Annotated in this window: 13 protein-coding genes and 1 pseudogene; 5 read left to right on the top strand and 9 right to left on the bottom strand. The window is 65.5% G+C overall.

Translation table 11 applies throughout. The features are described 5' to 3' along the window. Positions 1 to 124 precede the first annotated feature (124 nt). A pseudogene (locus tag AC1VXC_RS19525) lies at positions 125 to 1,357 on the bottom strand (cobalamin-dependent protein); the annotation flags it as partial. A 304-nt stretch (positions 1,358 to 1,661) separates the two neighbouring features. On the opposite strand from AC1VXC_RS19525, the gene AC1VXC_RS19520 reads away from it, so the two are divergent. Further along, positions 1,662 to 2,759, top strand: coding sequence for a Glu/Leu/Phe/Val dehydrogenase dimerization domain-containing protein (locus AC1VXC_RS19520; RefSeq protein WP_481539451.1), 1,098 nt, complete (start codon positions 1,662 to 1,664; stop codon positions 2,757 to 2,759). 79 nt (positions 2,760 to 2,838) lie between these two features. Here the strand turns inward: AC1VXC_RS19520 and AC1VXC_RS19515 are convergent, their stop codons facing one another. Next, on the bottom strand, positions 2,839 to 5,688 hold the full coding sequence (locus tag AC1VXC_RS19515) for a S8 family serine peptidase (RefSeq protein WP_481539450.1): 2,850 nt from the start codon (positions 5,686 to 5,688) through the stop codon (positions 2,839 to 2,841). Positions 5,689 to 5,880: 192 nt separating this feature from the next. Here AC1VXC_RS19515 and AC1VXC_RS19510 point away from each other — a divergent pair, with 192 nt between their 5' ends. The 4 genes from AC1VXC_RS19510 (at position 5,881) to AC1VXC_RS19495 (ending at position 10,119) form a co-directional block, all read left to right on the top strand. After that, positions 5,881 to 7,056 (top strand): thiolase family protein, encoded by a 1,176-nt coding sequence (locus AC1VXC_RS19510; protein WP_313170644.1) that lies wholly within the window; start codon positions 5,881 to 5,883, stop codon positions 7,054 to 7,056. A 121-nt stretch (positions 7,057 to 7,177) separates the two neighbouring features. Then, positions 7,178 to 7,519: a hypothetical protein gene (locus tag AC1VXC_RS19505; RefSeq protein WP_057626557.1), complete on the top strand. Its 342-nt coding sequence runs from the start codon at positions 7,178 to 7,180 to the stop codon at positions 7,517 to 7,519. 346 nt (positions 7,520 to 7,865) lie between these two features. Beyond that, complete coding sequence (locus AC1VXC_RS19500; RefSeq protein ID WP_481539449.1) at positions 7,866 to 8,261, top strand: hypothetical protein; 396 nt, start codon at positions 7,866 to 7,868, stop codon at positions 8,259 to 8,261. 160 nt (positions 8,262 to 8,421) lie between these two features. Then, positions 8,422 to 10,119: a sensor domain-containing diguanylate cyclase gene (locus AC1VXC_RS19495; RefSeq protein ID WP_481539448.1), complete on the top strand. Its 1,698-nt coding sequence runs from the start codon at positions 8,422 to 8,424 to the stop codon at positions 10,117 to 10,119. A 395-nt stretch (positions 10,120 to 10,514) separates the two neighbouring features. Here the strand turns inward: AC1VXC_RS19495 and AC1VXC_RS19490 are convergent, their stop codons facing one another. From AC1VXC_RS19490 to AC1VXC_RS19460, 7 genes are all read right to left on the bottom strand, one after another. Beyond that, positions 10,515 to 12,173: an acyl-CoA dehydrogenase family protein gene (locus AC1VXC_RS19490; RefSeq protein ID WP_481539447.1), complete on the bottom strand. Its 1,659-nt coding sequence runs from the start codon at positions 12,171 to 12,173 to the stop codon at positions 10,515 to 10,517. Between the two features lie 62 nt (positions 12,174 to 12,235). Then, the gene (locus tag AC1VXC_RS19485) at positions 12,236 to 13,474 is read right to left on the bottom strand and encodes an FAD-dependent oxidoreductase (RefSeq protein WP_481539446.1); all 1,239 of its coding nucleotides are present in this window, start codon (positions 13,472 to 13,474) and stop codon (positions 12,236 to 12,238) included. A 78-nt stretch (positions 13,475 to 13,552) separates the two neighbouring features. After that, positions 13,553 to 13,759, bottom strand: a complete 207-nt coding sequence (cspE, locus tag AC1VXC_RS19480) for a transcription antiterminator/RNA stability regulator CspE (RefSeq protein ID WP_057506519.1) — start codon at positions 13,757 to 13,759, stop codon at positions 13,553 to 13,555. Positions 13,760 to 13,849: 90 nt separating this feature from the next. Then, positions 13,850 to 14,602, bottom strand: coding sequence for an S-methyl-5'-thioinosine phosphorylase (locus AC1VXC_RS19475; protein WP_313170636.1), 753 nt, complete (start codon positions 14,600 to 14,602; stop codon positions 13,850 to 13,852). 95 nt (positions 14,603 to 14,697) lie between these two features. Further along, complete coding sequence (locus tag AC1VXC_RS19470; RefSeq protein ID WP_481539445.1) at positions 14,698 to 15,252, bottom strand: hypoxanthine-guanine phosphoribosyltransferase; 555 nt, start codon at positions 15,250 to 15,252, stop codon at positions 14,698 to 14,700. Then, positions 15,252 to 16,259 (bottom strand): beta-N-acetylhexosaminidase, encoded by a 1,008-nt coding sequence (gene nagZ / locus AC1VXC_RS19465; protein ID WP_481539444.1) that lies wholly within the window; start codon positions 16,257 to 16,259, stop codon positions 15,252 to 15,254. The genes AC1VXC_RS19470 and nagZ overlap by 1 nt, the downstream gene beginning before the upstream one ends. 79 nt (positions 16,260 to 16,338) lie before the next feature. Beyond that, a complete protein-coding gene (locus AC1VXC_RS19460) occupies positions 16,339 to 17,031 on the bottom strand; it encodes a DsbA family oxidoreductase (RefSeq protein WP_481539443.1) in 693 nt (230 codons plus the stop codon). Positions 17,032 to 17,203: the final 172 nt, after the last annotated feature.

The following is a 17,203-nucleotide window of genomic DNA, read 5'->3' as shown; positions in this document are numbered from 1 at the left end:
GGTGGATGGTGTGGTCAGGGCGGTCGTGGTGTGGATTGTGTTCTTTGGGGGGGCACAACAACACCCGGGCCACAGCCCCTTTTTGCCCCAACACCCCGATCCTCTCACCCTGTTTTTAACCCCGCTTCTCACGCAACAAACGGCACAGGTTGGCGAACATCCAGCTGATGCCCGGATCATTGAACTGGCTGGCAATCGTCGGGTACACCGGCACGTCTTCGTCCTTCATGCTGAAGGCTGTGCGGTTGCGCTTCCATTGCTTGCGCACATCACGCAGGGCGTCCTCGGCGCCACGCTTGTCGAACTTGTTCAATACCACCAGTTCGGCGTAATCGAGCATATCGATCTTTTCCAGCTGGCTGGGCGCGCCGAAATCGCTGGTCATCACATACATCGGGAAGTCGACCAGATCGACAATCTCCGAATCACTCTGGCCGATACCGGCGGTCTCGACGATCACCAGATCGAAGTGCAGCGACTTCAGGAAGCCAATGCAATCACGCAGCACCGTATTGATCGCCGCATGCTGCCGGCGGGTTGCCATCGAACGCATGTAGACGCGCTTGGAGCGCAGTGAGTTCATGCGGATGCGGTCGCCCAGCAGCGCACCACCGGTGCGGCGACGGGTCGGGTCGACCGAGATCACCGCAATGCGCATCTGCGGGAAGCTGGCCAGGAAGCGATTGAGCAGCTCATCGGTTACCGACGACTTGCCGGCACCACCGGTGCCGGTGATGCCGACCACCGGCGTATTGCCCGCCGCCAGCTGCCACTGCTTGCGCAGGTGCACCAGCTCCGCCTCCGAATGATTGCCATCCTCCAGCGCCGACAGCACCCGGCCAATACCGATTTCATCCTCTATCGCCGGGGCGTCCGCGCTGTCATCACGCGCGGCGGCCTCGCGGGCCTTGCCCGCGCGCGCCACCACGTCCTCGATCATCTCCACCAGCCCCATCTTCATGCCGTCGTTGGGGTGGTAGATGCGCTCCACGCCATAGGCCTGCAGCTCGCGGATCTCTTCCGGAGTAATGGTGCCACCACCACCGCCGAATACCTTGATATGGCCGGCGCCGCGTTCGCGCAGCATGTCGACCATGTACTTGAAGTACTCCACATGCCCGCCCTGGTAGGACGACAGTGCAATCGCGTCGGCATCTTCCTGCAGCGCCGCGCGCACCACGTCTTCCACGCTGCGGTTGTGGCCGAGGTGGATCACCTCCGCACCCTGCGCCTGGATCAGCCGGCGCATGATGTTGATCGCCGCGTCATGGCCATCGAACAGACTGGCGGCGGTGACAAAGCGCAGCGGGGTGGTCTCAGGCTGGGCCTGCGGGAGCTGGGAGGCGGGGGTACTCATGGGCCGTGCAACATCCGGTTTCTGTTGAAACCGATCATAGAACCGCCAGCCCTGCAGGTCAGGTTGCAGCGCAGCGTGACCTTTTGCCGGTTTGCGCTATCGATGGCTACAGCAGGCGCCGTTTCCGGCAAAGCGAGCTACCACCGCGGGTAGCCCCTGCCTGAACATTCCTTCGGCGGGAATGGATTAGAATGGCGCATCCGCGACCCGTCACCACCCCGACGAAGTCGCATTTTTTGTTTTCCGGCCAGCCATTTGGCCACACGATCACTGACGTTGTGGCAAACACGCCATCGGAGCCCGCATGTTGTTCGACACCCTCGAGACCTCCGGCCATGAGCAGGTCCTGTTCTGCCAGAACCGCGACGCCGGCCTGAAGGCCATCATTGCCATCCACAACACCACCCTCGGCCCGGCCCTGGGCGGCGTACGCATGCGTCCCTACGCCAACACCGATGACGCGCTGCGCGACGTGCTGCGCCTGAGCCGCACCATGACCTACAAGAACGCCCTGGCCGGGCTGAATGTGGGTGGCGGCAAGGCGGTGATCATCGGCGACCCCAAGACCGCCAAGAGCGAAGTCCTGTTCCGCGCCTTCGGCCGCCAGGTTGAAGCCCTCGCCGGCCGCTACATCACTGCAGAGGACGTGGGCACCGACGTCAACGACATGGAGAACATCTACCTGGAGACCGGTTATGTCACCGGCGTACACCAGGTCCATGGCGGCTCCGGCGACCCGGCCCCGTTTACCGCTTACGGTGCGCTGCAAGCGCTGATGGCCTCGGTCAAGCGCAAGTTCGGCCACGAGGAGATCGGCAAGCTCAGCATCGCCGTACAGGGCCTGGGCCATATCGGCATGGAGTTGGTAAAGCTGCTGCGCGAGCGCGGCGCCAAGCTCTACGTCACCGACCTGGACCCGGTGCTGGTACAGAAGGTCGTGTCTGAATACGGCTGCGAGGCGGTCAAGCCCGACGCGATCTATGACGTGGCCGCTGATGTATTCGCGCCCTGCGCGATGGAAGGCGCCATCGACATGGCCACGCTTGAGCGGCTCAAGGCCAAGGTCATCTGCGGCACCGCCAACAACCAGTTGGCCAGCCATGCGGTCGGCGACGAGCTGTACAAGCGCGGCGTGCTGTGGGCGCCGGATTATGCGGTCAACGCCGGGGGCGTGATGAACGTGTCGCTGGAGATCGATGGCTACAACCGCGAGCGGGCGATGCGGCTGATCCGCAGCATCTACCACAACCTCGACAAGATCTTCGACCAGTCCGAGCGCGACGACGTCTCCCCGCAGCGCGCGGCAGATCGTATTGCCGAGGCCCGGCTGGAAGCGATCGGCAAGCTGAAGATGCCGATGGGCCGTTCGGTGCCGCGCATGAACCGCCTGCGCGGCGAGTAAGCCGCACCGTCAAAACACGGAAGGCGGGCGATCCTCTCGCCCGCCTTCTGCTTTTCAAACGGCCAGGACGGGCGCCGGATCAGAACGCCTGCTGCAGCCGCATTGAGACCTGCCGGTTGTCGCCACGCGGGCCGAAACGTTGGTCGTAGCCCAACGACAGCCGCGTATTGCGCGCCAGCCACGAATCCACCGACAGGCCAAACAAGCCGCCCGAACGCGATGGCTGCAAGCCGGCGATCGGCGCCCAGGCATCCACACCCACGAAGCTGGCATCCAGGCTCAGGCCATTGCCCCCCATTGCCTGTTGCCATTCGGCATAGCCGTTGAACGCCACCCGCTTCCACAGGTACTGGCCCCGCAGGCCCGCCAAGGCCTGCACGCGGCTGCTGCTCCAATCATCGGCGCGCAGGCCGAAGCCGTAACCGCCCTGCTCGTTGAACGCGCCACCGTCGATGCGGATGTAATCCGCCCCCAGATACGGCGTCAGTTGCGCCGCACCGCGCCCCAGCCGATACCCGGCCTCGACGCTGCTGGAGAGGAAGTTGCCGTTGTAACGCGCATGCACGCCACTGCGCTCGGCGCCCAGCAACAGGCCTCGATCCAGTGCGCGCTGGTACTGGCCAAACCCGGCCTGACCCAGCACATAGGCATCACCGCGCTGCCAACCGGCATAGAGCTGGGACTGGGTCTGACGATCGCGGCTACGGTCCTGCGCCACACCACCGCTGGCATTGGCGCGGGTTTCACCGAACGCGAAGCCCAGTACGGCGTTGCTGGACAGCGCGGTTTCGCCACCCATCATCCAACCGCCGACGCTGTAGTCGCTACCCAGATACCCGCCCTGCCCGCCACCGCCAAGGCTGCGCATCCAGACGCCATTGGCTGCCGCCCCTGTGGCGCCCTCGGCAAACTGGCTGGACAACGCGCGCCGGTTCATGTCGATGCTGTCAAAGGTCATTGCCGTGGCGGTGGCGTGAGCCTGCCCCGAGAGACTTTCCAGGCTCTTGGCCAAACCGGCAACGCCGCCGCCAACACCTTGCACCGCTGCCGCCGCCGTACCGAATGCCGTGGTCTGCAGGCCGGAATCCGCATCCAGCACTTCAAACGCCTGCTCCACCCGCTGTGCCGCCGACATCGCGCGCAGGCCCACGCTGGCCGTGCTTGCCATCGCGGTGACACTTACACGGTCCAGCTGCAACCAGGCATTGTTGGCGTCATAGCCATACTGTGTCTGCAGCAAGGTAACGCCGGTGCTGCCGGTAGCCGGGGTCGCAAACTGGCCGCTGATACCTCCACCTGCATGCAGGAGGTCCTGGCGGCGACCATCCTGCGGCACATAGCCAGTGACCGCTCCATTGACATTAACTCCGCCAGCCAGGGTGGCGGTTCCCGTCACCTGCAAGGCGTTGGAACCCAGCGCCACCATCAGCTGCGCGCCCGGGCGCTGCACGTAATTGCCTTCGATCGTTGCCGAGCCTTGATTGCTGAGCACGATGACACTGGCGCCGTTGTCCACATTGCCCACCACACGCGTGGTGCCCCCCATGAACTGAAGCGCGGCAAGACTGGGTTTGGTCTGGGCATCGATGCTGACGTTGGAACGGATTGAGCCACCGTCCTGCAGCGCAAGCGTGCCCTGCTGGATGCGGGTAGCACCGGCATAGGTATTGGCCGCGGCCAAGCCCAGCGAGCCACTGCCGGATTTCACCAGGCCGCCGGCGCCGCTGATCGGATTGCTCCATACCGAATTGAGCCCGAGCTGATTCACGTCGACCTTGATATCTCCCCAGTCGGCCTTGCCGGGCCCCTTCACCGCCTTGCCCACGTTGAGCAGGCCATAACCGAACACGGCATCCGGTCCGGCCGCACCCAGGTCGGTCGCAGTACCCAGCAGGGTCTGCCGGACCAGGTCGTTGTTGAAGTAGGGGAATGCCTGCCACACCAGCGCCGCCGCACCGGATACCAGCGGTGCCGCGTACGAGGTGCCGCTGCCATAGTAATAGGTCAGGTTGCTGGCGGTGCTGTTATGGCCGATGAATGCCGATGTGCCCGGTGCCACGAGGCAATAATTCTGGGCCACGCCGCAGGCGTTGGAGTAGGTCGCCAGGGCCGTCGGGTTGGCCGTGTCCAGGGCGGCCACCGCCAGCCAGCCCCGTTCCAGGTCAGCTGCCGGATAGGTGTTGTTGGCGCCTGCCTTGCTCGGTAACGCCGCCATGTCCGAAGGGTTGGATTTGGATTCGTTGCCGGTGGCGAACACCACCAGCCCGTCATTGTTGTTGATGAAAGGACGGTATTCGTTGGCGATATCCGCCGTTACATTCGGGCGGGTCCAGTACAGGCCACCCCAGGAATTGTTCATGATGCGCATGCCATCGCGGATCAGGTCCGCATGGATCGCAGCCATGCCCAGCGCGCCGGTCACCTCGTTGCCTTTGCCGGAGCCGTCATCGGTTGGCGACTTGTCGGCAATGATGCGCGCCGACAGGATCTGCGCGCCCGGCGCGACACCACCCGGCCACTGCCCGGTCGGCGCACCCGCAGCCAGTTGTGCCACCGTGGTGCCGTGACCCACCACGTCATCCACCAACAGGTTGTTCTGGGTCGAACTGATGTAATTGCGGTTGACCAGTACCCGCCCGGCCAGTGCCGGGTGGTTGCGCATCACTCCGGAGTCGATCACGCCGATTCGGTAGCCCGCACCGGTCAGGCCCATCGCGTGCGCGGCCGCGGTATTGGTCAGCGCCAGGTGCGCGTCAAAGGCCGGCTGGGGAGTTGTCGGCGGCGTCACCGGCGGGGTGGTGGGTGGCGGGGTTACCGGCGGGGTCACCGGCGGCGGATCGGACTTGGGACCACTGCCACTGCCGCAAGCGGCCAACGCCAATGCCAACGAACTGGCCAGCGCACTGCGCACCACACTACTACTCACCATTGCACTCCTCATTGCCTTTCTCTCCGTCCTGTGGATGATCCGCCAATTCAGGTACTACCTGTTCCCGGCGTTGCTGCGGCGACCTTCTATACTGCAACGACAATCCATTGTCCGTGGGGATGTGCCGTTGGTCCAATGTGCCCGGCCCCGCAGACGTTCGATAATTGCCGCAAGGTATAACCGAGATTGCTCATGTCTGACATCGTCATCGCCGCCGCCAAGCGTACCGCCATTGGCTCCTTCCTTGGCCAGTTCAACGGCGTTCCCACCCCGACCCTCGGTGCAGCCGCGATCAGCGCGGCCATGCAGCAGTCCGGCATTGCTGCCAGCGACGTATCCGAAGTCATCATGGGCTGCGTGCTGCCCGCCAACCTGGGCCAGGCACCGGCCCGCCAGGCCGCGCTCGCCGCCGGCCTGCCGACCAGCGCCGGCGCCACCACCCTCAACAAGGTCTGCGGTTCCGGCATGAAGGCCATCATGCTTGGCCACGACCTGATCAAGGCCGGTTCGGCCAGCATCGTCGTTGCCGGCGGCATGGAGTCCATGTCCAACGCCCCGCACATGCTCCCCAACTCGCGCACCGGCAATCGCTATGGCAACTTCCAGGCGGTCGACCACATGGCATGGGACGGCCTGACCAATCCCTACGATGGCCAGGCCATGGGCGTGTTTGCCGAGGCCACCGTGGCCAAGTTCGGCTTCACCCGCGAGGAGCAGGACGCTTACGCCATCGAGTCGGTGACCCGTGCCCAGGCCGCGCAGGCCAATGGCGCGTTCGCTGACGAAATCGTCGCGGTCAAGGTTGCCACCCGCAAGGGCGAGGTGGAGTTCAACCAGGACGAGCAGCCGGGCAAGTCGGATATCAGCAAGATCCCTACCCTGCGTCCGGCCTTCAAGAAAGACGGCAGCGTCACCGCCGCCAGCTCCTCCAGCATTTCCGACGGTGCCGCCGCTGTGGTGCTGCTGTCGGCCGACGATGCCGCCAGCCGCGGCGTGCAGCCGCTGGCCCGCATTGCCGCGCATGCCACGTTCTCGCAGGAACCGGAATGGTTCACCACCGCCCCGATCGGTGCGATCAGCAAGGTGCTGGAAAAGGCAGGCTGGAGTGTCGCCGACGTCGATCTGTTCGAGATCAATGAAGCGTTCGCCGTGGTCGCGATGGCACCCATCCGCGAGCTCGGTATTCCGCACGCCAAGATCAACGTCAATGGCGGTGCCTGTGCATTGGGTCATCCCATCGGTGCCTCGGGTGCCCGCTTGGTGGTTACGCTGGTAAATGCATTGCGCACGCGCGGCCTCAAGCGTGGCGTTGCATCCCTTTGCATCGGCGGCGGCGAAGCAACCGCCATCGCCATTGAATTGATTTAATTGGGAAATCTCAGATTTTTTCAAACCTGAATGCGGGACCGCTTGACAGCCGAAATGGGCTTGTCATCATGTTCCCGGCGCGCAATGGCGCGTTGCCTAATTTCACGACGAGGATTCACAAATGAGCATCAACAAGCTGCTGATCGCAATGACCCTGGGTCTGGCCCTGACCGCCTGCTCGAAGCAGGAGCAGGCTGCTGACGCCGCCGCTGACGCCAACCAGGCTGCTTCGGAAGCACAGGTCGCTGCTGACCAGGCTGCTACCGCCGGCGCTGCTACCGCCGACGCTGCCCAGGCTGCTGCTGACACCGCCGCTACCGCTGCTGACGCCGCTGGCGAAGCTGCTGGCGCCGCTGCTGCTGCCACCACCGACGCTGCTGCTGGCGCCGCTGCTGACGCTGCCAAGGCTGCTGAAGACGTGGCCGGCCAGGCCAAGGACGCTGCTGAAGAAGCCAAGAAGTAATAACTTCTGCTTCCAAGTGAGTCTGGAAAAGCCGCTGGTTCGCCAGCGGCTTTTTCTTTGCCTGCGAATCCTGCGCGACAACGCGCCCGAACGCGTCGCCAGCCTGCACCTGCCTTCGCCTGCTGCAATCCCGCCCCGCTACCGCGCGGCAAACTTCCCCCGCACGCCGCATCGGTCACCGTCGGTCGATGGCAGAAGCTTGCGGCCACGTCTGCGCAAGCCAACGTTCCGCCAGCGCGCCTGCAACCTGCCCGGTTGCCCCAGGCTTGGACAGGTGGCGTCTTGACGTGATCTGAATACGGCAGCCCATACGCTGTTTGCATTGGTCCCCTCACAGGAGAATGCAATGAAGCTATTTGTCCCCATGCTGGCTGCAGGCCTGGTCCTGGCACTGGCAGGCTGCAACGACCGCAATGCCGAGCAGGCCAAGCAGGACGCCGCCGCCGCGGCAGAACACGCAGGTGATGCCGCCAGGAACGCGGCAGAGTCAGCCGCCGATGCTACCCGCGATGCTGCCGACTCGGCTGCTGCCGCTACCCGCACCGCCGCCGCCGAATCGCAGCAGGCGCTGGACAAGGCTGCCGACGCCACCAGCAAGGCCGCCGAAGACGCATCCGTGGCAGCCAAGGATGCCGCTGCCGATGCCAGTGCGGCTACCGCCAACGCTGCACAGAAAGTGGCCGATGAAGCCCATGACGCCGCCAAACAGGCACGCGAAAAAGCGAACGAAGCCAAGCATTGATAGACTCCGCCACGCAGCCGTCCGTGCACGGACGACTGCGTGGCAATCGCGCGGGAAGCGTGGTGCCAGCGGGGGCCGGATGCAAACCATCCAGGCAGGCGGGTGATCAGCGCGACAGGCAGTATGCGCGCCTCACCTTGATCAGGCGGTCAGGGTCGCGATGCAGAAACGCACAAGCAGTAAACTCGCGCTGATTTTTTCCGCGCTGGTATTCGTCGCAATTGGCGTAGGCGTTTTCATCGGCGCACGTCGCTTCATCGCCGATGCTCAACTGGTCGCCCACACCCATGAAGTCATCAGCAGCATCGACGAAATCCAGTCGATGGTGCTTGACGCCGAATCTGCCGAGCGCGGCTACCTGTTGACCGGTAGCCAGGCCTACCTGTTCGACTACGAGGTGAGCGTGGAGCGTCTGCCGCTGCTGTTGAGCAGCCTGTCCAAGGCGGTCCCCGACAACCCCGACCAGGTGCGCAACGCGCGCAAGCTCAATGAGCTGGTCAACCAACGGCTGCAGCAGATCCAGCACGTGGTCGACATCTACGACAGCAACGGCCTGGAGGCAGCGCGGGCAGCCATCAACCAGACCGCCTTCCGCACCACCAGCGCCATCCGCGAACAGGTGCGGACCATGGTCGAGGAGGAACACCAGCGTCTGGTCGAACGCGCCGCCAGTTCCCGCCGCAGCGCCGACCTGCTGCTGGGGCTGGCCTTTGCCGGCATACCGTTCGGCCTGGCCGTGGTCGCCTCGGTCTACGGCATTCTGCTTTCCGAGTTGCGCCGCCGCACCCGCGCGGAAAAACGCGCGGCCCATGCCAGCCAGCAGCTGGCGGACAACCTGCAACAGATCGAGCGTTCCAGTGCCGACCTGCAGACCCTGGGCCGTTACACAGGCCTGTTGCAGAGTTGCGCCAACCCCGAGGAAGCTCTGGATATCAGCGCCCGCACACTGCAGGCATTGATGCCGAACGTCGCCGGCTCGGTCTATCTGCTGCGCGCCTCCAATGACCGCGTCGAGAACATTGTCAGTTGGGGCAGCCCCTTGGTGGAAACCGCCGCATTCCTGTCACCCAGCGACTGTTGGGCGCTGCGACGTGGACAGCCGCACGTGATCGATGACCTGCTGCGCGACGCCGGCTGCCCACATATCAGCCGACCGGAACCGGGTCACTGCGTGGCCAGCGCCTGCATCCCGATGTCGGCACAAGGCGTGCAGATCGGTTTCCTGTTTCTGTCCGGCCCAGGTCCCGGGCCACTGCCGCGCCTGAACATCGCCGAATCCGCGGTTGAGCAGCTGTCACTGGCGCTGAGCAACCTGCGCCTGCGCGAATCCCTGCGCCTGCAATCCATCCGTGACCCGCTCACCGGGCTGTACAACCGCCGCTACCTGGAAGAATCGCTGACCCGCGAAATCGCCCGCTGCGGTCGCCGCGACTTTCCGTTGTCGGTGATCATGCTGGACGTGGATCACTTCAAGCAGTTCAACGACACCCACGGCCATGGCGGCGGTGATGCCTTGCTGGCTGCCATCGGCCAACTGCTGGGCTCACGCCTGCGCGGCGAAGACATCGCCTGCCGCTATGGCGGCGAGGAATTCACCGTGATCCTGCCCGAGTCGGACAGCAGCAATGCGCTGCGCCAGGCCGAGGAACTGCGCCTGGCACTGTCGCAGATGAGCGTCCCGTTCTCCGGCAAGACACTGCCAGCGATCACCATCTCGCTGGGCGTGGCAACTTACCCCGTCGATGGCGTGGCCGGTCTTACCTTGCTGCGCAAGGCCGATGCCGCGCTGTACCGGGCCAAGCGCAGCGGCCGCAACCAGGTACTGCGCTTCGACCCGGCACTGGATGGCGCCGGCTGACCAGGGCTGCGGCAAGCCGCCCTGAAGGATGCACGCAAACGGTGGCGGTGGATCGCACCGGCCATGTCACCGGAACTGTAGCCCGGGCAAGCGCAGCGCACCCGGGGAACGGTCCATGGATCTTCCAGGCTGTCCGCCAACAGCCCCGGGTGCGCTGCGCTTACCCGGGCTACCGCAACTGACCAGGGCTGCGGCGGCGCGCGTTGCAGGAAAGCCGTGAGCGGCGTAGATGGCTGCCGTACGCGGCGGCCTTGATTCTGCGTTTGCGGGCTTGCTCGCGGCTTCAATTGCTGTCGGCTTCGCGGCTCACGCCGCTCCCACAAGGCGACGTCTGCAAGCCGGCATTCTGCAGTTGCCAGCTGAGTAGCGGCTGCAATGGCTACTGGCTTCGCGGCTTACGCCGCTCCTGCAGCCGCTGCCATCGGCAAGGCGCGGGCCAATATGTCCGCGAACGGTGTATCCGCCTGCAGCTGCCCATACACCGCCTGTGACCGGCGCAGCCGCGAACACACGAAGGCCTGCGCCAAGGGGCTGTCCGCACACAGCAACATCGCCGCCTGCAACATCACCGCGATATCCACCACCAGCGTGCGCGCATCGGCCTGTAGCAACTCCGCCCCTTGCAGCCGTCCCAACAGCGCCTGCAGCGACTGATCGTAGACGTCACTGCGACCGGCAACCTGCTGCAACTCGGCCTGCAATGCCACGCGGGTTTCCGGCTCACGCTGCAGCGCGCGCAGCACGTCCAGGCATTGCACGTTGCCGCTGCCTTCCCAGATCGAGTTCAGTGGCGCCTGCCGATATAGCCGCGGCAGCATCGATTCTTCCACATAGCCGGCACCGCCCAGGCACTCCTGTGCTTCATTGACGAAGCCCGGTGCGCGCTTGCATATCCAGAACTTGCCGATGGCCGTGGCAATGCGTGCGAACGCTGCCTCATGTGCATCCTGCGGCGCGCGATCCACGGCGCGCGCCACGCGCATCGCCAAGGTGGTCGCAGCCTCCGATTCGATTGCAAGATCGCTCAGCACATTCGCCATCAACGGATGCTCCACCAAAAGCTTGCCGAAGCTGCGCCGGTGCCGTGCATGATGCAGCGCCTGCGCCAAGGCCATGCGCATCTGAGCGGCCGAGCCGAGCATGCAATCCAGGCGGGTCAGCATCACCATCTCGATGATGGTGGCCACGCCACGTCCCTCCTCGCCGACGCGACGTGCCCAGGCACCGCAGAACTCCACCTCGCTGGAGGCATTGGCCCAGTCGCCGAGCTTGTCCTTCAGGCGCATCAGATGGAAGTTGTTGCGACGCCCGCAGGCCAGCCGACGCGGCATCAGGAAGCAGCTCAAGCCACCCGGTGCCTGCGCCAGCACCAGCCAGCCATCGGACATCGGCGCGGAGAAGAACCACTTGTGCCCGACCAGGCTGTATTCGCCCTCGCCCGCCAGCGGCGTTGCCAGCGTGCTGTTGCTGCGCACATCGGAGCCGCCCTGCTTCTCGGTCATGCCCATGCCGACGGTGATGCCCGGCTTGTCACCAATGGGCAGGTCCCGCGCGTCATAGAATGGGGCCGCCGCCTTGTCAGCCCATTCCGCCAACGCTGGTTCCTGCCGCAGCACCGGCACCGCCGCGTGGGTCATGGTCAGCGGACAACTGGTCCCCGCTTCGGCCTGGCTGTGCAGATAGCTCAAGGCCGCACGTGCCACATGCGCGCCGGGCTGGGGCGAGCGCCAGGACAGGCCGGCCACGCCACGGGTCTTCGCCGAGGCCATCAGGCGGTGGTAGGCCGGATGGAAATCGACGGTATCGATCCGGTTGCCCTGCGCATCGTGGGTGCGCAACAACGGCCGCTGCCGATTGGCATCGAAGCCGATCCGGTACAGCTCGCCACCGGCCAGCACGCCGTAATGCTGCAATGCCGCGGCAAAGGCGTCCGCGCCTTCGCGTTGCACGCACTGCTGCAGGGCCAGGTCGTCCTGCCACAGATCGCGCTCGGCGAACGGTGGCGGCTGATTGTCGACCACGTGGGTTTCAAACGGTGGCGGCTGCGGCAGCATGGCGGCGACTCGTATGGGACCACCCTTGATTCTGCCGCAAGCACCCACCGCCCGCGCGTTGTTCAGTGCTTTTCTGCGACTTCGGCCATTGCCGCGATGAACTCGTCCTGCAGCGCCAGTTTGCCGAACAGCCCGTGCTGGGTGCCGCTCAGCACCCGCAGCATGTGGCCACGGCCGCCGGGCATGCGCCCCATCGGCTTGAACAGCAGGTCGCGACCCGTGGCGATCCAATCGTGGTCGGATTGGAAGATCGGGGTCAGCCAGCGGCTCCAGAACTGGTACAGCCAGACATGCGCCTTGCGTGCATGCTGGTAACGCGCCAACGCCGCCTCGATATCCTGCTCCGCGCGCAGCGCATCGCGCAGCGCCATGGCATCCATCAGCGCCATGTTGACGCCCTGCCCCAGCTGCGGGCTCATCGAATGCGCGGCATCCCCGGCCAATACCAGGCGTCCGCGGTACCAGCGGTCCATCACCGCATCGCGGTAGCTCGCGCGCGCCAACTGTGCCTGCACACTGACCCCGGCCAGACGCGCGCGCGCTTCCGGCCATAACGTGGCGATCTCATCCAGCCACGGCTCCAGCCCATCGCGTTCCCAGGCCTGGAAACCATCGCGCGGCAGACTCCAGAAGAAACTCAGCCGTTGTTCGCTGTCACCGGGGCGGGTGCCCACCGGCAGCAGGCCTATCATCTTGCGCGCCGCCACATAGCGCTGGCGCAGCTCATCGCCGTGCTGCCAGTCGCCGCGCGGCAGCAGGCACCATAGCGCGCCCCACGGGTAGATCCGGTCGAGCTTGGTGCCCTGCACCTGCGCGCGCAGCCCGGAGCCCGAGCCATCGGTGGCGATCACCAGGTCGAACGGGCCGTGCCAACGCCCATGCTGGTCCTGCACGCGCTGCAGGGATTCATCGATGGCGCTGATACGGCTGTCCACGTGCAGTGCGGGGCCCGCATCCCAGGCCGCATCCAGCAACGAGAACAGCGCCCCGCGCTGCATCCCAACGCCACACAGACGCGCGTCCAGACCCGCATAGGTCATGTCCATCACCGCCCGGCCACACGGGGTTTCACCGTACAGGCGGCGGACCACCGCGCCATGTTCCAGCACCTGCGGCATCAACTGCATCTGCCACAGCGCCTGCAGGCCGCTGGGTTGCAGCAGGAAGCCGGCGCCTACCGGTCCCGGTGTCGCCGCCTGCTCGAACACCTGCACCCGGTGCCCATCGCGCGACAACAGTACGGCCAGGGCCTGGCCGGCCGTGCCATAGCCGACAATGGCGATATCCAGTGTCCTGTTCATTGCAGTCCCTCCCTGGGTGGCTGCCTTTGCTAAAAAAAAACCCCGCCGAAGCGGGGTTTTTCCGCACAGCCGGGTGGATCACTCAGCCGGCGTAATGTTCGAAGCCTGGGCACCCTTCGGGCCCTGGGTCACGTCATAGCTGACGCGCTGGCCTTCCTGCAGGCTGCGGAAGCCCTTGGAATTGATCGCAGAGAAGTGCGCGAAGACATCGGCGCTGCCGTCCTCCGGTGAGATGAAGCCAAATCCCTTGGCGTCGTTGAACCACTTGACGGTACCGTTCGGCATGGTGATGCGAGACCTTGTTCGATGAATGGATTGATGCACGCTGAATGAAGCGCACTGGCGGAGTATGCAAAGCTTAAGCCGGGATGACAATCACCCCCGGGCCAATTCACCCACCAAAGTCGGCAAACCAGACGAAGCTGCGTCCACATTGGCCAGCACTTCGGCCATGGTGATCTCCCCCGCATCGCCACAGCCGGCGGCCCAATTGGCGACGATGGCCAGGCAGGCGTAGTCCAGCCCCAACTCGCGCGCCAGCCCAGCCTCCGGCATGCCGGTCATGCCGACCAGATCGCAGCCATCACGGCGCATCCGGGCAATTTCAGCATTGGTTTCCAGGCGAGGCCCCTGGGTCGCGCCATAGCAGCCACCGTCCTTGATGGTCACGCCCTTGGCCGCGGCCGCCGCCAACACCTGGGCACGGAACGCCGGGGTGTAGGGATGGCCAAAATCGACATGCAGCACCTCGCTGCCTTCCTCCTCGCTGAGCGTGGAAATCCGACCCCAGGTGTAGTCGATCAACTGGTCCGGGCAGGCCAGCACGCGCGGACCGAACTCGTCACCGATACCGCCGACCGTGTTCAGCGCCAGCACCCGACTGGCCCCCAACTGCTTGAGGGCAGCCAGATTGGCGCGATAGTTGATCTTGTGCGGGGGGATCGAATGGCCTTCGCCATGCCGGGCCAGAAATGCCACGCGCTGGCCGTTCAGCAGGCCAACCCGGACCGGGCCCGAGGGAGAGCCGTAGACGGTTTCCACTTCATGGGTCTGGACGTCGTCCAGCGCGGCCAGCTTGTACACGCCGGTACCGCCAATAACGGCCAGGGCGATAGGTTCCATGCTCATTCCTGATGTTCTCGTTGGGCACGCGCGGGCCACGCCCTTGGCGTGGCCCAGCCGCGATCAGCGCGAAAGCCGATGACAAGCATCGGCCACCGCTATTACTGCTTCATTGCGTAGATGGCCGGCAGCGAGCGCAGCGATTCGCTGACGTCCATGCCGAAGCCGAACACGAAACGATCCGGCAGCTCGATGCCGGAATAGTCGGCCTTGACGCCCGGCAGGCAGCGGTCGTGCTTCTTCACCGTCAGCACGGCGATGCGCACATCGGTCGCGCCCTGCTCCAGGCACCATTCGCGCACGCCCTGCAGGGTGAAGCCCTCGTCGAGGATGTCGTCGACCAGGATCACCCGGCGGCCGAACAGCGCCGACACCGGGCGGTGCTTCCACACCAGCTCGCCGCCGCTCTCACCGTGGTAGCGCGAAGCCTGCATGTAGTCGAACTGCGCGTCCTGGCCGCGCGCGCCCAGTTCCAGCGCCAGCTGGCCGGCGAACGGCAGCGCACCGTTCATGATCGAAATGAACACCGGCACTTCGCCCTCGTAGTCGCGCGCGATGGCGTCGGCGATGCCGGCGATGGCGGTGTCGATGGTGGGGCGGTCGACCAGCAGGTCGGCCTGGGCCACGGCTTGTTCAAGAGTGAGTTTGCTGGACATCAGGCGGTTCTTCCAAGGTTTTCAAACAGATGATTACAGGTATCAGTGTGGCGGGCATCGGCCAGCAGGCCGCCCCAGCCCATCGCCCCGCGGCCGATCAGGCTCAGCACGGCGGCGGTGTTCAGGCGGCGGCTGGCCACCGCCTGCAGGGATTCCTCGACCAGCTCCGGGTGGCAGACCAGCACCACGTCGCAGCCGGCATCCAGGTGCGCATCGACGCGGCCCTTGACCCCACCAGCGGCGAACGAGGCCGCCATGCCGATATCGTCAGAGAACACCACGCCGCGGAAGCCCATCTGCTCGCGCAGGATCTGGTTGATCCAGCGCGGCGAATAGCCGGCCGGTTCCGGCGCCACCTCAGGGTAGATGACGTGCGCCATCATTACCGCATCGGCGCCGGCGGCAATGCCGGCCTGGAACGGTATCAGGTCGTGGGCCTGGATTTCCGCCAGCGGGCGCGGGTCCACCGCGGTATCGACGTGGGTATCCTCGCGCACCGTGCCATGGCCCGGGAAATGCTTGAGGGTGGCAGCCATGCCCACCGAATGCATGCCGCGCACATAGGCAGCGGTCAGCGCCGCCACCACCTGCGGGTCTTCGCCGAAGGCACGGTTACCGATGGCCAGGTTGCCATGGCCCACATCGACCACCGGCGCGAAGCTCAGGTCCAGGCCGCTGGCGCGGATCTCGCTGGCCATCAGCCAGGCATGCTGCTCGGCCAGCGCCAGCGCGCCCTCGGGGTCGGTCGCATAACGCTTGCCCAGGCCATCGAGCGGCGGCAGTTCGGCATAGCCCTCGCGGAAGCGCTGCACGCGGCCGCCTTCCTGGTCCACCGCCAGCAACAGCGGGCGGGCGGTAGCAGCACGGATGGCCGCGCTCAGCTCCACCACCTGCGCGCGCGAGGCGAAGTTGCGCTTGAACAGCACCACCCCGGCCACGGCGTCGTTCTGCAGCCAGTCGCGCTCCTGGGCGGTCAGTTCAGTGCCGGCAACGCCGATCAAAAGCATGCAAGGACTCCAATCCGCCGCAGGCTGCGGCGTAGCTGCGCATTGTCGCAGATGGCGCCGGTCGCGTCAGAGCCCGCGTTCAGATGCTGCAGCCCTCCGGGCCGCAGGCCTGTTCATCACCGCTGGCGGCGGCCGGCGCCGGCTCGGCGGCGATCTTGCGCAGCACCTGGGCAAACACTTCCGGGGCCTGGCCGCCCTGCACGGAGTATTTGCCGTTGATCACGAAGGTCGGCACCGACTGGATGCCCAGCGCCTGCGCCTGGCCGAGCCCGGCCTGGACCTGGGCCAGGCCCTCGTCGGAGGCCAGCATGGCCTGTACCCGCTCGGCGGGAATGCCACCGGCAGCAGCCGCGGCCACCAATACCTGCGGATCGGCGAGGTTGCGGCCTTCGGCGAAGTGCGCGCGGAACAGTGCCTCACCGACCTGTTCCTGCACCCCGCTCTGCCCGGCCAGCCACAGCAGCCGATGCGCCGGCAGCGTGCTGACCTTGACTTGGCCCTTGTCGAAATCCATCGGCAGGCCTTCGGCCTGGGCGGCGCCCTGGGTCTGCGCCAGCATCTGGTTGGTGCGCTCGATGCCACCAAACTTGGCCGCATAGGCCTCGCGCAGCGGCACCGGAGTGGTATCGGCGGTGGGGTCGAGCAGGAACGGATGCCAGTGCACGTCGACCTCCGGTGCGTCCTCACCCAGCAGTTCCAGTCCACGCTGGAAGCGATGCTTGCCGATCCAGCACCAGGGGCAGACCACGTCGGACCAGATATCGATGCGCATGAGGGTTCCTAGATTCGAATGTAGTGCCGAGCCATGCTCGGCAGTGGCCTTACCGATAATGCCAACTGTAGTGCCGAGCCATGCTCGGCAAGGGCTTTACCAATAATCCCAACTGTAGTGCCGAGCCATGCTCGGCTGAAGCCTTGCCGGTAATGCCTCTGCCGAGCATGGC

It is taken from the genome of Stenotrophomonas sp. STEN033 (genome assembly GCF_056856655.1).
This window is presented reverse-complemented; position numbering and strand designations above follow the sequence as displayed.

What these genes read in the sequence shown, in the direction of transcription:
- AC1VXC_RS19520 (WP_481539451.1), top strand. Translation starts at nt 1,662, where the DNA reads ATGTTGTTCGACACCCTCGAGACCTCCGGCCATGAGCAGGTCCTGTTC.
- AC1VXC_RS19515 (WP_481539450.1), bottom strand. Translation starts at nt 5,688, where the DNA reads ATGGTGAGTAGTAGTGTGGTGCGCAGTGCGCTGGCCAGTTCGTTGGCA.
- AC1VXC_RS19510 (WP_313170644.1), top strand. Translation starts at nt 5,881, where the DNA reads ATGTCTGACATCGTCATCGCCGCCGCCAAGCGTACCGCCATTGGCTCC.
- AC1VXC_RS19505 (WP_057626557.1), top strand. Translation starts at nt 7,178, where the DNA reads ATGAGCATCAACAAGCTGCTGATCGCAATGACCCTGGGTCTGGCCCTG.
- AC1VXC_RS19500 (WP_481539449.1), top strand. Translation starts at nt 7,866, where the DNA reads ATGAAGCTATTTGTCCCCATGCTGGCTGCAGGCCTGGTCCTGGCACTG.
- AC1VXC_RS19495 (WP_481539448.1), top strand. Translation starts at nt 8,422, where the DNA reads ATGCAGAAACGCACAAGCAGTAAACTCGCGCTGATTTTTTCCGCGCTG.
- AC1VXC_RS19490 (WP_481539447.1), bottom strand. Translation starts at nt 12,173, where the DNA reads ATGCTGCCGCAGCCGCCACCGTTTGAAACCCACGTGGTCGACAATCAG.
- AC1VXC_RS19485 (WP_481539446.1), bottom strand. Translation starts at nt 13,474, where the DNA reads ATGAACAGGACACTGGATATCGCCATTGTCGGCTATGGCACGGCCGGC.
- cspE (WP_057506519.1), bottom strand. Translation starts at nt 13,759, where the DNA reads ATGCCGAACGGTACCGTCAAGTGGTTCAACGACGCCAAGGGATTTGGC.
- AC1VXC_RS19475 (WP_313170636.1), bottom strand. Translation starts at nt 14,602, where the DNA reads ATGAGCATGGAACCTATCGCCCTGGCCGTTATTGGCGGTACCGGCGTG.
- AC1VXC_RS19470 (WP_481539445.1), bottom strand. Translation starts at nt 15,252, where the DNA reads ATGTCCAGCAAACTCACTCTTGAACAAGCCGTGGCCCAGGCCGACCTG.
- nagZ (WP_481539444.1), bottom strand. Translation starts at nt 16,259, where the DNA reads ATGCTTTTGATCGGCGTTGCCGGCACTGAACTGACCGCCCAGGAGCGC.
- AC1VXC_RS19460 (WP_481539443.1), bottom strand. Translation starts at nt 17,031, where the DNA reads ATGCGCATCGATATCTGGTCCGACGTGGTCTGCCCCTGGTGCTGGATC.